The following is a 16,642-nucleotide window of genomic DNA, read 5'->3' as shown; positions in this document are numbered from 1 at the left end:
GAACGCGGGTGGGGCGCCGGGCCACCGGGCCCGGGTCGTGCGACGTGCGGGCCCGCGGGGGGCGGGTCAGCCCTTGACGGAGCCGGCGGTGAGGCCGCCGACGATGTACTTCTGCAGGAAGAGGAAGAGCAGGAGCACGGGCAGGGCCGCGATCACCGCACCGGCGGCGAACAGGCCCCAGTTCGCGTTGAGCTCCTGCGACACCCAGCCGTACATGCCGACGGCGAGCGTCCAGCGGTCCTGCGACGTGAGGATCACGCGCGCGAGGATGAACTCGCCGAACGTGGAGATGAACGACAGCAGGCCGACGACCGCGAGGATCGGCGTCACGAGCCGCAGGATGATGCCCCAGTAGATCTGCGCGTGCGTGGCGCCGTCGATGCGCGCGGCCTCGTCCAGCTCGCGCGGGATCGTGTTGAAGAACCCGTACATGAGGAACGTGTTCGTCCCGAGGGCACCGCCCAGGTACACGCAGATCAGCGCGACCGTGCTGTTGAGCCCGAGGGCCGGCACCACGTTCCCGAGCGCGAGCAGCAGCAGGAAGATCGAGACGAACGCGAGCATCTGCGGGAACATCTGGATGATGAGCAGCGCGGTCAGGCCGCCGCGGCGCCCGCGGAACGAGAACCGCGAGAACGCGTACGCGGCGGCGGCGCCCATGAGCACCGAGCCGAGCGCGGTGGCACCGCCGACCACGAGGCTGTTGACCGCCCACGACCAGAACCGCGTGCCGTCGAGCGCCTCGAAGTTGGCGGTCGAGAACGTCCGGAACAGCTCGGTCGAGCCGGTGAGCGTGCCGGTGCGCGCCAGGGCGGCCGACAGGACGTACACCAGCGGGAACGCGGCGTAGAACACCACGACCGCGGCGACCGGGTACTTCCACCCCACCTCGGCGAACCAGCGGCGGCGGCGCCCGCGGGCGCGGTCGGACGTCGTCGCGGTCGCGGGGAGGGTCGTCGTGGTGGCCATCAGAGGACCTCCTCCAGCTTGCGGGTCCGGCGGAACGCCAGCGCCGAGATCGTGCCGATGATGAGGAAGACGATGATCGACAGCGCGCTCGCGAGGCCGTAGTCGGCGCGGCCGCCGGCCACGCCCGACAGCTGGTAGATCATCGAGATGAGGATGTCGGTGTGCCCGAGAGTCGCCGACGTGTCGGTGAACCGCGGCCCGCCGCCCGTCAGCATGTAGACGAGCGTGAAGTTGTTGAAGTTGAAGGCGAACGACGAGATCAGCAGCGGCGTGGTCGAGACCAGCAGCAGCGGCATCGTGATCGACTGGAACGTCCGCCACCGGCCGGCGCCGTCGATCCGGGCGGCCTCCATGACGTCCTCCGGCAGGGACTGCAGGGCACCCGTGCACACGAGGAACCAGTACGGGAAGCTCAGCCACAGGTTGACGCCGATGACCGCCAGCTTGGCCAGCAGCGGGTCGTCGAGCCACGCGATGCGGGTGCCGAGGAAGAACAGCTGGTTGACGATCCCGTAGTCGGGGTTGGCGTTGAGCATGCCGCGCCACAGCAGCGCGGACAGGAACGCCGGGAACGCGTACGGGAGGATGAACAGGGTCCGCATGACCCTGCGCCCCCGCAGCCGCGTGTCGTTGAACACGAGTGCGAGCACCAGCCCGAGCAGGAAGCTGGTGGCCACCGTGGCGATCGCGAACGCGAACGTCCACACGGTGATCCGCAGCAGCGGGCCGGAGTACGTGTCGTCGCTGAACGCGCGCGTGAAGTTCTCGAGGCCGACGTGGACGCGCCAGCCGACGGGCAGCGCCTCGCCGTCGTCGGAGACGTACCGGCCGCCGTCCGTCGCGCGGTACACCGCGCCCGTCTCGGTGTTCGTCAGCGTGTCCGCCGCCTCGTCGTGCTCGAGCGCGGACGAGTACACCTGCCCGGTCGACCCCTCGCGGGTGCGGATCGAGCCGTCGTCCGCGTCGTCCGACACGGGCACGCGCAGGTCGACCACCCGCTCCTGCAGCGCCGGGTCCGAGATGAGGGTCGTGTACGGCACGACCTCCCAGCCGGGCACGGCCGTGACGCGCTCGCCGTCGAGGGACGCGTCACCCGCGTCGGCCAGGGGCTCCTCGGCGGACCCGACCCGCACGTCGCCCTCGTCGACGATCGCGAACCCGAGCTCGTCACCCCGCTGGACGACCGTGAGGGGGTAGCTCGGGGAGTCCTCGACGCGACGCTCGGCCTGGATGAGCAGCGCGTCGACCGCCTGCTCCTTGGTCGTGTTGTGACCCGTGCCGTAGTTCGTGAGCGCGACGTACGCGGTGTAGCCCATGGAGAAGAGCTGGAAGACGAGCAGGAAGACCAGGCCCGGGAGGATGTACTTCATCGGCAGCACGCGCTTGCTGAAGTACACCCAGTCGGCCACGACGAGCAGCACGAGCGAGGCGCCGAAGATCGCCCACGACTCCTGCGCGTACGCGGCCCACAGCACCGACACCCCGAAGGCGTTCACGAGCGCCATGAGCACGAGCTTCACCAGGAAGCCGCCACCCCTGCCGTCCCAGCGCCGCGCGTGCGGCTCGCGTGCGCCGGCGGCGGGGTCCGCCGGCGCGAGGGTCTGCTGCGTGGACATCGGTTCTCCGTCGTGCTCGGTGACGTCGCGGACGTGCGTGCGCGGGGTGCGCGGGGGGCGTGGGCGCCGGCCGTCGGGGGGAACGGCCGACGCCCACGGTCAGGTCAGCCGCCGATGGACGACTGGATGTCGCCGAGCATCTTGTCCCACGCGGCCACCGGCTCGGACGAGCCGGAGATGATCGCGGCCTCGGCCGCGTTCCAGTGGTCCCACACGTCCGCCATCTCGGGGATCGACGGCATCGGCGTGCCGTTCTTCACCTGGGCGACGAACCCGCCGATGACCGGGTCGGACGAGACGTCCTCGGCGACCGAGAGCAGCGCCGGGACGCGGGGGTCGGCGTCGTACAGCGCGCGCTGCGCCTCGGGCGTCGACAGGTAGTTGACGAGGAAGTCCTGCGCGAGCAGCGCGTTGTCGCTCTGCGCCGACAGGTAGAAGCCCTGCACGCCGACGAACGGCGCCGCGGTCTCGCCGCCGGCCGACGGGATCGGCTCGACGGCGAAGTCGACGCCGGCCTCCTGGAAGCCCGTGATCGCCCACGGCCCGGTGATCGCGAACGGCGCGTTGCCGTCGGCGAACTCCTGGCGCGCGATCTCGTCGGTCCAGTCGGTGCTGAAGACGCCCGAGCCGGCCATGCCGTTCTGGCCGAGCCACGTCGCGAACGCGTGGCCGGGCTCGCCGCCCATGCCCAGCTCGTTGGTGTAGGAGCCGTCCTCCTCCTGCATGAACACCGGCGCGCCGAACGACGTCTGCAGCGCGTAGTAGTTGTAGCCGTCACCCGCGGTGCCGTTGGTGTTGATGACGAACGGCAGCTTCGTGCCGGCCGCGCGGCCCGCCGCGATCATCTCGTCGAAGGTCGCCGGTGCCGGCTCCGGCACGAGCGCGGTGTTGCGGACCAGCGCGACGGACTCCAGCGCGTACGGCAGGCCGTACATCTGGCCGTCGTAGGTGAACGCCTCGGTGGCGACGGGCTCGAAGTCCGCGGCCGTCTCGCCGAGGTCGATCGAGTCGACGACGCCGTTGACGATCAGCGAGCCGAGCCAGTCGTGGGCGCCGACCGTGATGTCGGGGCCCTCGCCCGTGGGCACCTGCGCGAGGAAGTCGGCGCGGATGTCCTCGAAGTTCTTCTGGACGAGCTCGACCGTGACGCCGGTCGACTCCTCGAAGTCCTCCGCGGCGGCCGCGACGGCGGGCTCGCGGTTCTCGTCGACCCAGACGGTGAGGCTGGTACCCGCGCCGGCGCCCTCGCCGGACGTGGCCTCGGCCGTGGGGGTGGTGTCGTCGCTCCCGCCGCTGCAGGCGGCGAGGAGGGCGACGGCCGCGACCATCGCGACCGGGAGTGCTGACTTGCGCATGTGCGTTCCTTCCGGGGTGGTGTCGCGGTGCACGCGTCCGGAGAGGATCGCGGCGCTGCGACGGGGACGTACGGCGTGGGCTGCCGGGAGGCGGCTCACGCGGGAGAGCGACGGGCGTGGGGCGACCTCAGGGGCGACCACCCCCGTGCGGGACGCGGACGACCGCGACGTCGCCCGCGGGCAGGTCGAGCGTGCCGGCGACGGCGGTGCCGCTGCGCAGCTCGACGCCCTCGGCGACCGGCACCTTGGCGTCGTCGCCGGAGTGGTTGACAGCGACGACGTAGTCCGCGTCCGCGCCGTGGCGGGTGACGACCTCGACGTCCTCGGGCAGGCCCGGGGGCGTGATGCCGGCGTCCTCGTACACGGCGGCCAGGACGGGGGCCAGGGCGTCGATCCCCAGCGGGGTCGAGACGTACCAGGCGGTGCCCTCGCCGTGGGCGTGCCGCGTGATCGCGGGGCCGCCCGCGGCCGGACCGTCGAGGTAGGTGGCGACGACGTCGGCGCCCTCGAGCACCACGTCGTCCTGCCAGACCGCGGACGCGAGCTCGCGCTCCGTGCCGTGCGTCCACGCCAGGCGGGTCGCGTCCCCGGCGCGCAGGGGCAGGAACTCCTCGACCGTCAGGCCGAGCACGTCACGCAGCGGCGCGCCGAAGCCGCCGGGGTGCACCGCGTCGTGCTCGTCGACGACCGCCGAGAAGAACGATACGAGCAGCGTGCCGCCGCCCGCGACGTAGGCGCGCAGGTTGTCGGCGGACGCCTGCGTGAGCAGGTAGGACGCGGGGGCGACGACCAGCCGGTACCGCGACAGGTCCTGCGACGGGTGCGCCATGTCGACCGTCACGCCGTCGCGCCACAGGCGCTCGTAGTAGGCGCGCACGCGCTCCCGGTGGCCGACGTCGACCGAGGGCCGCCACTCGAGGTCCTGCGCCCAGAACGACTCGGTGTCCCACAGCAGCGCGACGTCGGCGCGCACGGTGGAGCCGCGCACCTCGCCCAGCTGCGCCAGGTCCTGCCCGAGCCCGACGACCTCGCGCCACACGCGCGAGCGCGTCCCCGCGTGCGGCAGCATCGCCGAGTGGAACTTCTCGGCGCCGCTGCGGGAGGCGCGCCACTGGAAGAACATGACCGCGTCCGCGCCGCGGCCCAGGTGGACGAGGGAGTTGCGGGCCATCTCCCCCGGACGCTTGGCGACGTTGCGCGGCTGCCAGTTCACCGCGGACGTCGAGTGCTCCATGAGCAGCCAGGGCCGGCCGCCCGCGACCGAGCGGGTGAGGTCCGCGGCGAGCGCGAGGCCGACGTGGTTCCGCTCGTCCGCGGCGGTGAGGTAGTGGTCGTTCGAGACGACGTCGACCTCGCGCGCCCACGCCCACAGGTCCGTGGTCGGGCACTCGTTGGCCATGAAGTTCGTCGTGACCGGCTGCCGGGCGTGCACGCGGATCGCGTCGCGCTCGGCGACGAAGCAGGCCCGCAGCTGGTGGTCCGTGAACCGCGCGAAGTCGAGCCGCTGCGCGGGGTTGGCCACCGAGGGGGTCGCGGCGGGCGCGCCGACGTGCTCCCACTCCAGGTAGCGCTGGCCCCAGAACCCCGTGCCCCAGGCCGCGTTGAGCGCGTCGAGCGAGCCGTAGCGGTCCTGCAGCCACGCGCGGAACGCCGCGACGGCGGCCGGCGAGAAGTCCTCGCCGACCGGTGCGCCGTACTCGTTGTGCACGTGCCACAGGACGACCGCCGGGTGGTCGGCGTAGCGCTCGGCCAGGGCCGTCGCGATGCGCACGGCCGCGGCGCGGTACGCGGGGTGGCTCGGGGAGGCCATGCCCCGCGAGCCGAAGCCCAGCACGGTGCCGTCGCGGGTGACGACGCGGGCGTCGGGGTGGGCGGCGAAGAACCAGGCCGGCGGCGACGCCGTGGGCGTGCCGAGGTCGACCGCGATCCCGTTCGCGTGCAGGAGGTCGAGGAGCTCGTCCAGCCAGGCGAGGTCGAGCTCGCCCTCGCGCGGCTCCATCACGGCCCAGGAGAAGATGCCGACGCTGACCAGGTTGACCCCGGCATCGCGCATGAGGGCGACGTCCTCGTCCCACACCTCGCGCGGCCACTGCTCGGGGTTGTAGTCCCCGCCGTAGGCGATCGCGTCGCGGGGGAACCAGGTCGGGTCGGTCATGACACTCCGTCGGGTCGCGCCGCACAGCCGCCGGACTGTGCACGGTCACAGCCTGTGACCGCGCACAGGTAAGCACGCGTCCGCCCGGTCGACAAGCCCTCGGATGCCTCGTTATCGACCTGTGACCGTGCACAGCCCCGGCCCCGCGGACCGCCCGGACCGTGGCACCGCTCCCGCGGCCGCCGGGGCTAGAGTCGCCCCGTGGTCAGCACCGCCACGGGCCGTGGGCGCCCGACGATCCGAGACGTCGCCGCCGCGGCCGGCGTCTCCCGTGGCACCGTGTCGCGCGTCATCAACGGCGGCCGCTGGGTGTCCCCGGAGTCCCGCGTCGCCGTCGAGCGGGCCATCGCCGACACCGGGTACCGCACCAACCAGCACGCCCGCTCCCTCGCCACGGGCCGCAGCAGCTCCCTGGCGTTCCTGCTGACCGAGCCGCAGGACATGCTCTTCGCGGACCCGAACTTCGCGATCCTCCTGCGCGGCGCGGCCGAGGCCCTCGCCCGTCGCCAGATGACCCTCGTCCTCCTCGTCGCCGGCACCCCGGTCGAGCGCGAGAACGCGGCCGCGTACGTCGCCGACGGCCACGTCGACGGGGTCCTGCTCATCTCCACGCACGCCGACGACCCGCTGCTCGCGGACCTCGTCGCCCGCGGCATCCCCACCGTCTCGTGCGGGCTCCCGCTCGGGTACACCGGCCAGGTCGCGTCCGTCTCCGTCGACGAGGTCGGCGGTGCCCGCACCATGGTCCGGCACCTGCGCTCGACCGGCCGGCGGCGCGTCGCCATGATCGCCGGACCGCTCGACACCCCCGGCGGCCGGTACCGCCTCGACGGGTACCGCGACGAGCTGGGCGCCGACTACGACGCGCGGTACGTGGCCTACGGCGACTACACGGCCGGGTCCGGTGCCGCCGCCATGGCGGAGCTCCTGGACCGCGTCCCCGACCTCGACGCCGTGTTCGCGGCGTCGGACACGATGGCCGCCGGCGCCATCGCGACCCTGCGCAAGCACGGGCGCCGCGTCCCCGCGGACGTCGCCGTCGGCGGGTTCGACGACGCCGGCCTCGCGGCGACCCTCGACCCGCCGCTGACGACGATGCACCAGCCGTTCGACCTCATCAGCGCCGAGATGGTCGGCCTGCTGCTCGACGTCGTCGCCGGCGGGCCGCACAAGTCGGTGACGATGCCCGCGAGCCTGGTCGTCCGCACCAGCGCCTGACCCGCGCCCCTGCACCCGGACGGCCCTGGGGCGCGGGGCGGTCGTGCCGGGCTCAGCCGAGGATCGGGTGCAGGATCCAGAACACGACGGCGGCGACGAGCGCGGCCGCGGGGATCGTCAGGAGCCACGCCCCGAGGATGTTCTTCGCGACGCCCCAGCGGACGGCCGACAGCCGCTTGGTCGCGCCGACGCCCATGATCGCCGAGGTGATCGTGTGCGTGGTCGAGACGGGCGCGTGCAGGAAGAACGCGTTGACGTAGAGCACCACGGCGGACACCGACTCGGCCACGAAGCCGCGGGCCGGGTCGAGCTCGATGATGCGCCGCCCGAGCGTGCGCATGATCCGCCAGCCGCCGGCGTACGTGCCGAGCGAGATCGCCGCCGCGGCGGACAGCTTGACCCACAGCGGGATGCCGCCGTCGGGGTCGGCCCAGCCGACGGTGAGCAGTGCCAGGAAGATGACGCCCATCGTCTTCTGCGCGTCCTGCAGGCCGTGCCCGAGCGCCATGGCGGCGGCGGAGACGGTCTGGGCGATGCGGAAGCGGCGGTTGACCTTGGACGGCGCGCGGTTGCGGATGATCCACAGCAGCCCGGCCATCAGCAGGAACGCCAGCCCGAACCCGATGAGCGGCGAGAAGATCATCGGGAGGACGACCTTGTCGACGATCGCCGAGCCGTAGATGCCGAAGCCGGCGGCGAGGCCCGCGCCGACGAGCCCGCCGATGAGGGCGTGCGTCGACGACGACGGCAGGCCGAACCACCAGGTCACGAGGTTCCACGTGATGGCCCCGACGAGCGCGCACAGGACGACGACGAGCGCGGAGTGCGACGGCTCGCCCTGGAGGTCGACGATCGCCGTCGCGATGGTCTCGGCGACGTCCGTGCCCAGCAGGGCACCGGCGAAGTTCATGATCGCGGCCATGACCAGCGCCGCCCGGGGCGTCAGCGCGCGCGTCGAGACCGACGTGGCGATGGCGTTGGCGGCGTCGTGGAAGCCGTTGGTGTAGTCGAACCCGAGTGCGAGCGCGACAACGAAGACGACGAGCGCGAGTTCCACCGGAGCTCAGGACTCCTTGAGTGCGATCGTCTCGATGCTGTTCGCGACCTTCTCGAACGCATCGGCCGCGTCCTCGAGCTTCTCGACGATCTCCTTGAGCTTGAGCAGGAGGATCGGGTCGGTGATCTCGTCGAACATCTGGGCGAGGAGCTTGCGGTGGGTCTTGTCGGCCTGGTTCTCGAGGCGGTTGACCTCGACCCAGTACTCCTGGAGCGAGTCCATCGAGCGCAGCCGGGGCATCGCCTCGGCCGTCAGCTCAGCGGCACGCTGGAGCACCTGCACCTGGTCGGAGACGCGCGCGGGCAGCTCGTCGACCTTGTAGAGGACGATGAGGTCGGCGGCCTCGTCCATGAAGTCCATGCAGTCGTCGAGGCTCGACGCGAGGTTGTAGATGTCGTCGCGGTCGAACGGGGTGACGAACGTCTGGTTCAGCCGCCGCATGATCGTGTGCGTGGCGTCGTCGGCGGCGTGCTCCGCCTCGGCCATCCGCCGGTTGATGTCCTTGCGGGTGGCACGGTCCGCCCCGAGGATCTCGGCCAGCAGGTTCGCACCGACGACGAGGTACGACGCCTGGGCGGCGAAGAGGTCGAAGTACGAGGGGTCGCGCGGTGTCAGGCGCAGGCGCACGGAGAGCTCCGGGGCTGGGACGAGACAGACGCCCGGCGGGTGCACGGGCGGCGCCCAGCCTAACGGCCCGCGAACGGCAGGTGCACCGGACGAGGGTCCCGGTCGACCGCCGCGGCCGGGTGCCCGCGGCCGACAGCGCGACGCCCGCGCAGCGCGCGGGTGGTGCGGCGACGCCGGGCCGCGGGGCGCCTCTCGGCACAAGGCCGCTCGTAGCGGCTGAAAATGGAGCCCGGGGCCACCGCGACCCGGCGTCCCGTCCAGTTTAGGCGCCGAGCCGCGCGCGCACCCGGCGACCGGCGGGCCGGTGACGATCATCACGCGTCCGGTACGTCAGGTCGGCCACACGCGGCGCCACCTGGTCGGTCGGGTTCAGGCCGGCGCGGCGGGATGCGCGAGCGTGCGTTGCCATCCGAGTATGGAAACGTACCTTGACATTCTCGGATGGAAGAGTACGTTGCCACACATGCGCGGAATCAGCGACGCACGCGAGCTCGGGGCCCAGCTGCGCGCCGCACGGGTCAATGCCGGCCTGAGCCAGCAGGCCCTGGCGGACAAGGCCGGGATCTCGCGCCCGACGCTCCGCACGCTCGAGCAGGGCCACCCGACCGGTGAGCTCGGCAAGGCGCTGGACGTCCTGCGTGCCCTGGACCTCGAGCTGCGCCTGGCTCCGGCGAGCACGGCGACGTTCACCCTGGACTCCCTCGAGCACGACACCCGACCGCTGTGAGCGGCGAGCGGCACCTGGACGTCCTGCTGTACGGACGCGTCATCGGGCACGTCACCCAGAGCCACTCGGGCCGGCACACGTTCACGTACGACGCCCAGTACGCCGGCGACGTCGACGCGACCCCGCTGTCCCTCTCGATGCCGCTGGCGCCCGCCTCGTACCCAGGGCGGCGCATCGACCCGTTCATGGCCGGCCTCCTGCCCGACAGCGAGGAGGTCCGCGAGCGCTGGGCACGGCTGTTCGACGTCAGCGCGGTCAACTACTTCGCGCTGCTCGAGCACATGGGGCTCGACTGCGCCGGCGCGGTCCAGTTCGTGGGAGCGCGCGACGATGAGGACCTCGCCCGTCCCGGGCGCCTGGAGCCGGTGTCCGACGCGGACATCGCCGCGCGGCTCCGGGACCTGCGGTCGGACGACAGCGCGTGGACGGTGCCCGGTGAGAGGTGGAGCCTGGCCGGCGCGCAGGGCAAGTTCACGCTCGCGCGTGACGCCCAGGGGCGCTGGTGCGAACCGGTCGGGGACGCGCCCTCGACGCACATCATCAAGCCCGGAGTGCCCGGGTACCGGGACCAGGCGCTGAACGAGCACGTGTGCCTGACGGCGGTCGGCGCGTGCGGGCTGCGTGCGGTCAGCACGACGTACACACACTTCGACGACGAGCCGGCGCTCGTGGTCGGGCGCTACGACCGGCGCCGGACCGCGGACGGGTCGGTCACGCGCATCCATCAGGAGGACATGTGCCAGGCGCTGTCCGTGCACCCGCGACGCAAGTACGAGGCGTCACGTGGACCGTCGGCAGCTGACGTCGCCCAGCTGCTGCGGGAGGTCGCGACCGATCCGGAGCGTGACGTCCTCGAGCTCGTCCAGGCGGTGATCGTGAACTACCTCATCGGGGCCCCGGACGCGCACGCGAAGAACTACTCGGTCCTGCTCGCCGGTCCGCAGGTGCGGTTCGCTCCGCTGTACGACATCGCGTCAGCGTTGCCGTACGACGCTCGTCGCGCGGACAGCGAGATCACCGCTTCGGCGATGTCGATCGGTGGGCGCCGGACGTTCGGGACGGTCGAGCCCCGGCACTGGGACCGGTTCGCGGACGGGTGCAGGGTCCCGCGGGACCTCGTTCGCGGCGAGGTGCGCCGGCTGGCCGGGCAGCTGCCCGGGGCGCTCGAGGCGGCGTTCGACCCGTTCGCCGACTCGGAGCTGCGCACCCGGATGCTCACCCGGGTCCAGAGCCTGGCGGACGTGACCCTGGCCGCGCTGCGGTAGGTACGTCGAGGCCGAGCCGCCACTGCTGGTGTGTCGGACGCCACCGCGCTCGCTCTGGTGCACCGTCGCCGGTGTCGGACGTGCCGCGCGGCTCGAGGGTGAGCGAGACGGGGTCGCGGTTGGGCGGCCGGCCGCCGTCACTCCAGGCGGCCTGCGCGCCACAGCGCCGCGGCGGCGGCGAGCTCCTCCGCGGTGCGCACGAGCGACGCCGCGCCGCGCGTCGTGCGGGCCGCCGCACCGGGGTCGACGACGTCGAGGTGGTCGGCGTCGAACGCCGCGCCCGTGGCGAGCACCTGGCAGAAGGCGGCCGCCCGCTCGAGCGCGACCGCGAGGTCCCCCGCGTAGACCCCGGACAGGACGGCGTCCGCGACGGCCCGCACGTCCGCGGGCCCCGGCGGGCTGACCACGCCGGCGACGACGTCGTGGACGGGGGCCGAGGCGACGCCCATGCGGTACCGGTCCGCGACCGTCCCCGGGTCCCGCCGGACCCACTCGCGCAGCACGTACAGGCGCCACAGGGCGCCGGGCAGGGTGTCGGCGGGGCTGTCCGCCCACATCGCCGCGACCAGGTCGAGCCCCTCGGTCTCGACGAGGGAGACGAGCCGCTGCACGACCTCGGGGTCCTGCGAGGCCCGGGCGCGGTGCACGAGCGCCGCCGCCGTGGTGTGCGCGATCTCGCCGCGCAGCTGCGGGTCGGCGTTGCCGGGCAGGGCGTCGGCGCGGGCGGGGTCGAACGGCGCGGGCCGGTGGTGGCGCCGGGGCTCCTGCCCCGCGCCGCCGTCACGTCCCTCGGTCGCTGCCACCGGGCGATGATGCACCCGCGCACGGGCACGTGCCACCGTCCGACCGGACGCTCGCCCCCGGACCGGCCGCGGCGGCGGGCTCCGCGTGCGGCACGTGGGGCGCAGGTCCAGAGTGAGGGTGACCAGGCCGTCCGGTCGGTCTCGGGCTCATACGGGGGGTGGACGATGTCTGGTGCGGCATCGCACGGGGCGACTCCGAGCGGGGCGGGCGGCGCGCGCAGCCGGCACGCGGGCAAGGCGGTCGCCCTGTCCGTGGCGGCCGCGGTCGGCGGCTTCCTCTTCGGCTTCGACAGCTCCGTCATCAACGGCGCCGTCGACGCCGTCCAGGGCCAGTTCGACCTCTCGGGCGTGGTGACCGGCTTCGTGGTCGCGATCGCCCTGCTGGGGTCCGCGTTCGGGGCCTGGCTCGGGGGGCGCCTGTCCGACCGCTGGGGCCGCACGCGGGTCATGGTGCTCGGCGCGATCCTCTTCTTCGTCTCGTCGGTGCTGTCCGGCCTCGCGTTCTCGGCGTGGGACCTCGCGCTGTGGCGGGTCGTGGCCGGCATCGGCATCGGCATCGCGTCGGTGATCGCGCCCGCCTACATCGCGGAGATCGCCCCCGCGCGCCTGCGCGGGCGTCTCGGCTCGCTGCAGCAGCTCGCCATCACCCTCGGCATCTTCGCCGCCCTGCTGTCCGACCAGCTCCTCGCGACGTCCGCCGGGGGCGCGGCGGCCGAGCTGTGGCTCGGTCAGGAGGCGTGGCGCTGGATGTTCCTCGTCGGCGTGGTGCCGGCGGCGGTGTACGGCGTGCTGGCGCTGCGCATCCCGGAGTCGCCGCGGTACCTCGTCTCGCAGGGCCGCCGCGACGAGGCGATCGCCGTCCTGCACGACGTGCTGCCGCCGGACGAGGACGCGACCCAGCGCGTCGAGGAGATCGAGCAGACGATCCGCACCGACCAGCTGCTCGCCCACCAGGCGAGCCTGCGGGGGCCGGTGCTGGGGCTCCTGCCCGTCGTGTGGGTCGGCATCATGCTGTCGGTCTTCCAGCAGTTCGTCGGGATCAACGTGATCTTCTACTACTCGACGACGCTGTGGCAGGCCGTCGGCTTCGACGAGGGGCAGTCGTTCACGACGTCGACGATCACGTCGGTGACGAACGTGCTGGTGACGTTCATCGCGATCGCGCTCATCGACAAGGTGGGCCGGCGGCCGCTGCTGCTGATCGGCTCCGCGGGCATGACGCTCTCGCTCGCGCTCGTCGGGATCGCGTTCATGAACTCCGTCGGGACGGGCGACAACGTGTCGCTGCCGGACCCGTGGGGCGTGGTGGCCGTCGTCGCCGCGAACGCGTTCGTCGTGTTCTTCGGCGCCACGTGGGGGCCGCTCGTGTGGGTGCTGCTCGGCGAGATGTTCCCGAACCGCATCCGCGCCGCCGCCCTGGGCGTGGCGGCGTCGGCGCAGTGGATCGCGAACTTCCTCATCACGGTCTCGTTCCCGGAGCTGCTCGAGCGGTTCGGGGCCACCGTGCCGTACTTCATGTACGCCACGTTCGCCCTGATCTCCTTCTTCTTCGTGCTCACCAAGGTGCCGGAGACGAAGAACATCCAGCTCGAGGACATGGAGGGGCTGCAGGTGGAGCGGCGGCGCCCGCGCACCTGACGCACCCGCACGCACGAGGGCCCGGTCGCACCACGCGGTGTGACCGGGCCCTCGTGCGTCCAGGAACAACCTCACCCCCGCAACGGTTGCCCGAGGTAACGATCCGATTTAAAGTTGCCCTACGCAACCTTCTGACGCCCCTCCGGGCGCCCTACCGATCACGACCGCCGACGCCGCCGGTCCCCCGCCCTGCACGCCCCGGAAGCGAGACCCTGCGTGAGTACCCAGCCCGACACCCGCACGACCGGACGGCGCGACGCCGCGCACCCCGGCGACGTCCCACCCGCCGTCGCCGACGCCCGCCCGGCCATGAGCCACCGCGAGGTCCTCGAGGCCCTGTCCGGCATCCTGCTGGGGATGTTCGTCTCGATCCTCGCGACGAGCGTCGTCTCGACGTCCCTGCCGCGGATCATCACCGACCTGGACGGCTCCCAGTCCGCCTTCACCTGGGTCGTCACCGCCACCCTGCTGACGACGACGATCTCGACGCCCATCTGGGGCAAGCTCGCCGACCTGACGAACCGCAAGGTGCTCGTCCAGGTGGCGCTCACCATCTCCGTCGTGTCCTCGGCTCTCGCCGGCTTCTCGCAGAGCACCGAGATGCTCATCGGCATGCGCGCCGTGCAGGGCATCGGCGCCGGCGGCCTGACCGCCCTGGGCACCGTCCTCATCGCCGACATCATCAGCCCCCGCGAGCGCGGCCGGTACATGGGCCTCATGGGCGCCGTGATGGCCGTCGGCATGGTCGGCGGGCCGCTCCTGGGCGGCGTCATCACCGACGCGGCCGGCTGGCGCTGGAACTTCTTCGTCGGCCTGCCGTTCGCCGTCGCCGCGATCATCGTGCTGCAGCGCACGCTGCACCTGCCCCCGACGCGCAGGCGCCGCGTGCAGATCGACTGGGCCGGCGCCGTCCTGCTGTCCGCCGGCATCGCGACGCTCCTGCTGTGGGTGACCTTCGCCGGCGAGTCGTTCGCGTGGGCGTCGTGGCAGACGGTCGCCATGGTCGGCGGCTCGCTCGTCGCGCTCGGTGCGGCGATCGCCGTCGAGCACCGCGCCCCCGAGCCGATCATCCCGCTGCGCCTCTTCCGCGACCGCACCGTCGTGCTGTCCGTGGTCGCGTCCGTCGCCGTCGGCATCGCGCTGTTCGGCTCGCAGGTCTACCTCAGCCAGTACCTCCAGCTGGCCCGCGGCCGCACGCCCACCGAGTCCGGCCTCCTGACGATCCCGATGGTCGCCGGCACGTTCCTCGCCTCGACCTGGTCGGGCCGGGCCATCTCGCGCACGGGCCGCTACAAGAAGTTCATGATCGCCGGCTCCGTGATGCTGGTCGCCGGGCTCGCGCTCATGGGCACGATCGACGAGACGACGTCGTTCTGGCTGCTCGGCGTCTACATGGCCGTGCTGGGCACCGGCGTCGGGATGCTCATGCAGAACCTGGTGCTCGCCGCGCAGAACACGCTGCCCGTGCAGGACGTCGGGTCCGGCACCGCGACGGTCGCGTTCTTCCGCACCCTGGGCGGCACGCTCGGCGTCTCGGCCCTCGGCGCGATGCTCTCGCACCGGGTGCAGGACCTCATGGTCGGCGGCCTGCGCGCGGAGGGCATCGACCCCGGCGCGCTCGGCGGCAGCACGTCGACCCTGCCGGACGTGGCCACGCTGCCCGCCCCGCTGCGCCACGTCGTCGAGCACGCGTTCGGCGTGGGCGTCGCCGACGTGTTCCTCGTCGCGGCACCGATCGCGCTGCTCTCGCTCGTGGCCGTCCTGCTGCTGCGCGAGGTGCCGCTCGGCAACCGGTCGGGCATCCAGCAGCGGCTCGAGGCCGAGGAGTCCGGCGCCGCGAGCGCCTGACCCCGGACGCCCGTGGGCGTGCGCGCCCGCCGGCAGGTGCCGCCCGCCGGCGACGTCTCAGGCGCCGGGGGTGTCGCTGCCGGTCGCGCGCGCACGCTCGCCGAGCGCCGTGTTGAGCCTCGCGAGCTGCTCGGCGAGGTCCTCGAGCTCCTGCGGCCCCCAGCTGCCGAGCGCGGCACGGAACCACTCCCGCCGGGCCGTCCGGGCCGCGGCGAGGCGCCGGGCACCCTCGGCGGTGAGCGTCAGCGGGTGGCTGCGCGAGTCGCGCGGGTCCGCCTCGCGTGCCACGAGGCCCAGCCGCTCCAGGCGGGCGAGCTGGCGCGACATCGTCCCGCGGCCCACCCCGAGCCGGTCCGCGAGGTCGCTCGCGCGCGTGCCCGGGTCGGCGGCGACCGCGGACATCAGCGAGTACGCCGACGGGTCCAGGTCGGGGTGCACGTCGCGGGAGACACCGGCCGCGGCCGCGCGCGCCCGGCGCATGAACAGACCGAGCTCGCGCTCGAGGCGCAGCACGGGGTCGTCGCTCATGGGCCCATCCTCGCGCAGGGGCCCGGGCCGGCGGAGCACCGCGTCGCGGTCGGCGCGTGCCGTCCGTCCGTGCGCCGTCAGCGGGCCCAGGTCGTGCGGCGCCGGGCGACCTGCGCGTACGCGTGCACGCGCGCCTCGTCGAGGCGCTGCGGCAGCAGACGGAAGACGTTCGGCACCGCGTGCTTCGCGACGACCATCGCGTCCTGCGGCGGGTGCTGCGGGTCCAGCTCGAGCTCGCCGGTGACCACGAGGACGGCACGCACGCTCACGCCGGCGCAGCCCGCCGACTGCAGCAGCCCCTGCACGCGCCCCGCCTCGAGGCGGGCGTCGCGCAGGTGGGTCACGGACCGGCCGTCGACGTGCATCGTGCGCGCCTCGACGCGGACACGGCTGCCGGGGTGGCGGCGCTCGGAGATCGTGAACAGGCCGCCCGGGCCGATGAGCAGGTGCTCGAGGACCGTGCCCTGGCGGCCGAGCGGCACGTCGTGCACGGTCTGCCAGCCGATCTCGGCCAGCCGGTCGAGGCGCACGCCCAGCGGGCTGCCGCGCTCGCCGCGCGCGCGGTCGGCCCCCAGCCAGGCGTCGAGCCCGGCCTCGTCGAGGGCGTCCAGCGAGCCGGTGGCGCGCAGCGGGAGCACCAGCTCCGCCAGGTCGGCACGCAGGTACTCCTGGGCGGCCCGGCGCAGACCGGCCTCGAGGACCGGGTCGTCCGCGACGACCTCGCCGGACTGCAGGTCGACGGAGCCCACGCGGCCCCCGGTCTCGTGCGTCACGAACAGGCGGTCGGCGCCGTACCGCCGCCATCGCCGGACTGTCAGGGCCTCCTCCACGCCGTC

14 protein-coding genes are annotated in these 16,642 nt (G+C 73.3%); 5 read left to right on the top strand and 9 right to left on the bottom strand.

What is annotated here, in order from left to right; all coding sequences use genetic code 11:
- Nucleotides 1–66 precede the first annotated feature (66 nt).
- From E5225_RS03655 to E5225_RS03640, 4 genes are all read right to left on the bottom strand, one after another.
- A complete protein-coding gene (locus E5225_RS03655) occupies nt 67–969 on the bottom strand; it encodes a sugar ABC transporter permease (protein WP_135973941.1) in 903 nt (300 codons plus the stop codon).
- Entirely contained in the window at nt 969–2,585 is a 1,617-nt protein-coding gene (locus tag E5225_RS03650; RefSeq protein ID WP_135973942.1) for an ABC transporter permease subunit, read from the bottom strand. The genes E5225_RS03655 and E5225_RS03650 overlap by 1 nt, the downstream gene beginning before the upstream one ends.
- Nucleotides 2,586–2,689: 104 nt before the next feature.
- Nucleotides 2,690–3,940 (bottom strand): sugar ABC transporter substrate-binding protein, encoded by a 1,251-nt coding sequence (locus tag E5225_RS03645; RefSeq protein WP_135973943.1) that lies wholly within the window; start codon nt 3,938–3,940, stop codon nt 2,690–2,692.
- A 127-nt stretch (nt 3,941–4,067) separates the two neighbouring features.
- Nucleotides 4,068–6,095 (bottom strand): beta-galactosidase, encoded by a 2,028-nt coding sequence (locus E5225_RS03640; RefSeq protein WP_135973944.1) that lies wholly within the window; start codon nt 6,093–6,095, stop codon nt 4,068–4,070.
- A gap of 201 nt (nt 6,096–6,296) precedes the next feature.
- Here E5225_RS03640 and E5225_RS03635 point away from each other — a divergent pair, with 201 nt between their 5' ends.
- On the top strand, nt 6,297–7,313 hold the full coding sequence (locus E5225_RS03635) for a LacI family DNA-binding transcriptional regulator (protein WP_135973945.1): 1,017 nt from the start codon (nt 6,297–6,299) through the stop codon (nt 7,311–7,313).
- A 52-nt stretch (nt 7,314–7,365) separates the two neighbouring features.
- Here the strand turns inward: E5225_RS03635 and E5225_RS03630 are convergent, their stop codons facing one another.
- Both E5225_RS03630 and E5225_RS03625 read right to left on the bottom strand, forming a co-directional pair.
- Nucleotides 7,366–8,370 carry an inorganic phosphate transporter gene (locus tag E5225_RS03630; RefSeq protein WP_135973946.1) on the bottom strand — a complete coding sequence of 335 codons (1,005 nt, stop codon included), beginning with the start codon at nt 8,368–8,370 and terminating at the stop codon, nt 7,366–7,368.
- Nucleotides 8,371–8,376: 6 nt separating this feature from the next.
- A complete protein-coding gene (locus tag E5225_RS03625; protein WP_135973947.1) occupies nt 8,377–8,997 on the bottom strand; it encodes a DUF47 domain-containing protein in 621 nt (206 codons plus the stop codon).
- 463 nt (nt 8,998–9,460) lie between these two features.
- On the opposite strand from E5225_RS03625, the gene E5225_RS03620 reads away from it, so the two are divergent.
- Both E5225_RS03620 and E5225_RS03615 read left to right on the top strand, forming a co-directional pair.
- Entirely contained in the window at nt 9,461–9,724 is a 264-nt protein-coding gene (locus tag E5225_RS03620; RefSeq protein WP_135973948.1) for a helix-turn-helix domain-containing protein, read from the top strand.
- Nucleotides 9,721–10,989: a type II toxin-antitoxin system HipA family toxin gene (locus E5225_RS03615; RefSeq protein ID WP_135973949.1), complete on the top strand. Its 1,269-nt coding sequence runs from the start codon at nt 9,721–9,723 to the stop codon at nt 10,987–10,989. The genes E5225_RS03620 and E5225_RS03615 overlap by 4 nt, the downstream gene beginning before the upstream one ends.
- A gap of 137 nt (nt 10,990–11,126) precedes the next feature.
- Here the strand turns inward: E5225_RS03615 and E5225_RS03610 are convergent, their stop codons facing one another.
- Nucleotides 11,127–11,699, bottom strand: a complete 573-nt coding sequence (locus tag E5225_RS03610; protein ID WP_135973961.1) for a hypothetical protein — start codon at nt 11,697–11,699, stop codon at nt 11,127–11,129.
- A gap of 258 nt (nt 11,700–11,957) precedes the next feature.
- Here E5225_RS03610 and E5225_RS03605 point away from each other — a divergent pair, with 258 nt between their 5' ends.
- Complete coding sequence (locus E5225_RS03605; protein WP_243738286.1) at nt 11,958–13,430, top strand: sugar porter family MFS transporter; 1,473 nt, start codon at nt 11,958–11,960, stop codon at nt 13,428–13,430.
- A 309-nt stretch (nt 13,431–13,739) separates the two neighbouring features.
- Nucleotides 13,740–15,278, top strand: a complete 1,539-nt coding sequence (locus E5225_RS03600) for an MDR family MFS transporter (protein ID WP_135973962.1) — start codon at nt 13,740–13,742, stop codon at nt 15,276–15,278.
- Nucleotides 15,279–15,335: 57 nt separating this feature from the next.
- Here the strand turns inward: E5225_RS03600 and E5225_RS03595 are convergent, their stop codons facing one another.
- Nucleotides 15,336–15,806 carry a MarR family winged helix-turn-helix transcriptional regulator gene (locus tag E5225_RS03595; protein ID WP_135973951.1) on the bottom strand — a complete coding sequence of 157 codons (471 nt, stop codon included), beginning with the start codon at nt 15,804–15,806 and terminating at the stop codon, nt 15,336–15,338.
- 77 nt (nt 15,807–15,883) lie between these two features.
- Nucleotides 15,884–16,636, bottom strand: coding sequence for an NERD domain-containing protein (locus E5225_RS03590; protein WP_135973952.1), 753 nt, complete (start codon nt 16,634–16,636; stop codon nt 15,884–15,886).
- Nucleotides 16,637–16,642 lie beyond the last annotated feature (6 nt).

The organism is Cellulomonas shaoxiangyii, from assembly GCF_004798685.1.
Taxonomy (GTDB): Bacteria; Actinomycetota; Actinomycetes; order Actinomycetales; family Cellulomonadaceae; genus Cellulomonas; species Cellulomonas shaoxiangyii.
This window is presented reverse-complemented; position numbering and strand designations above follow the sequence as displayed.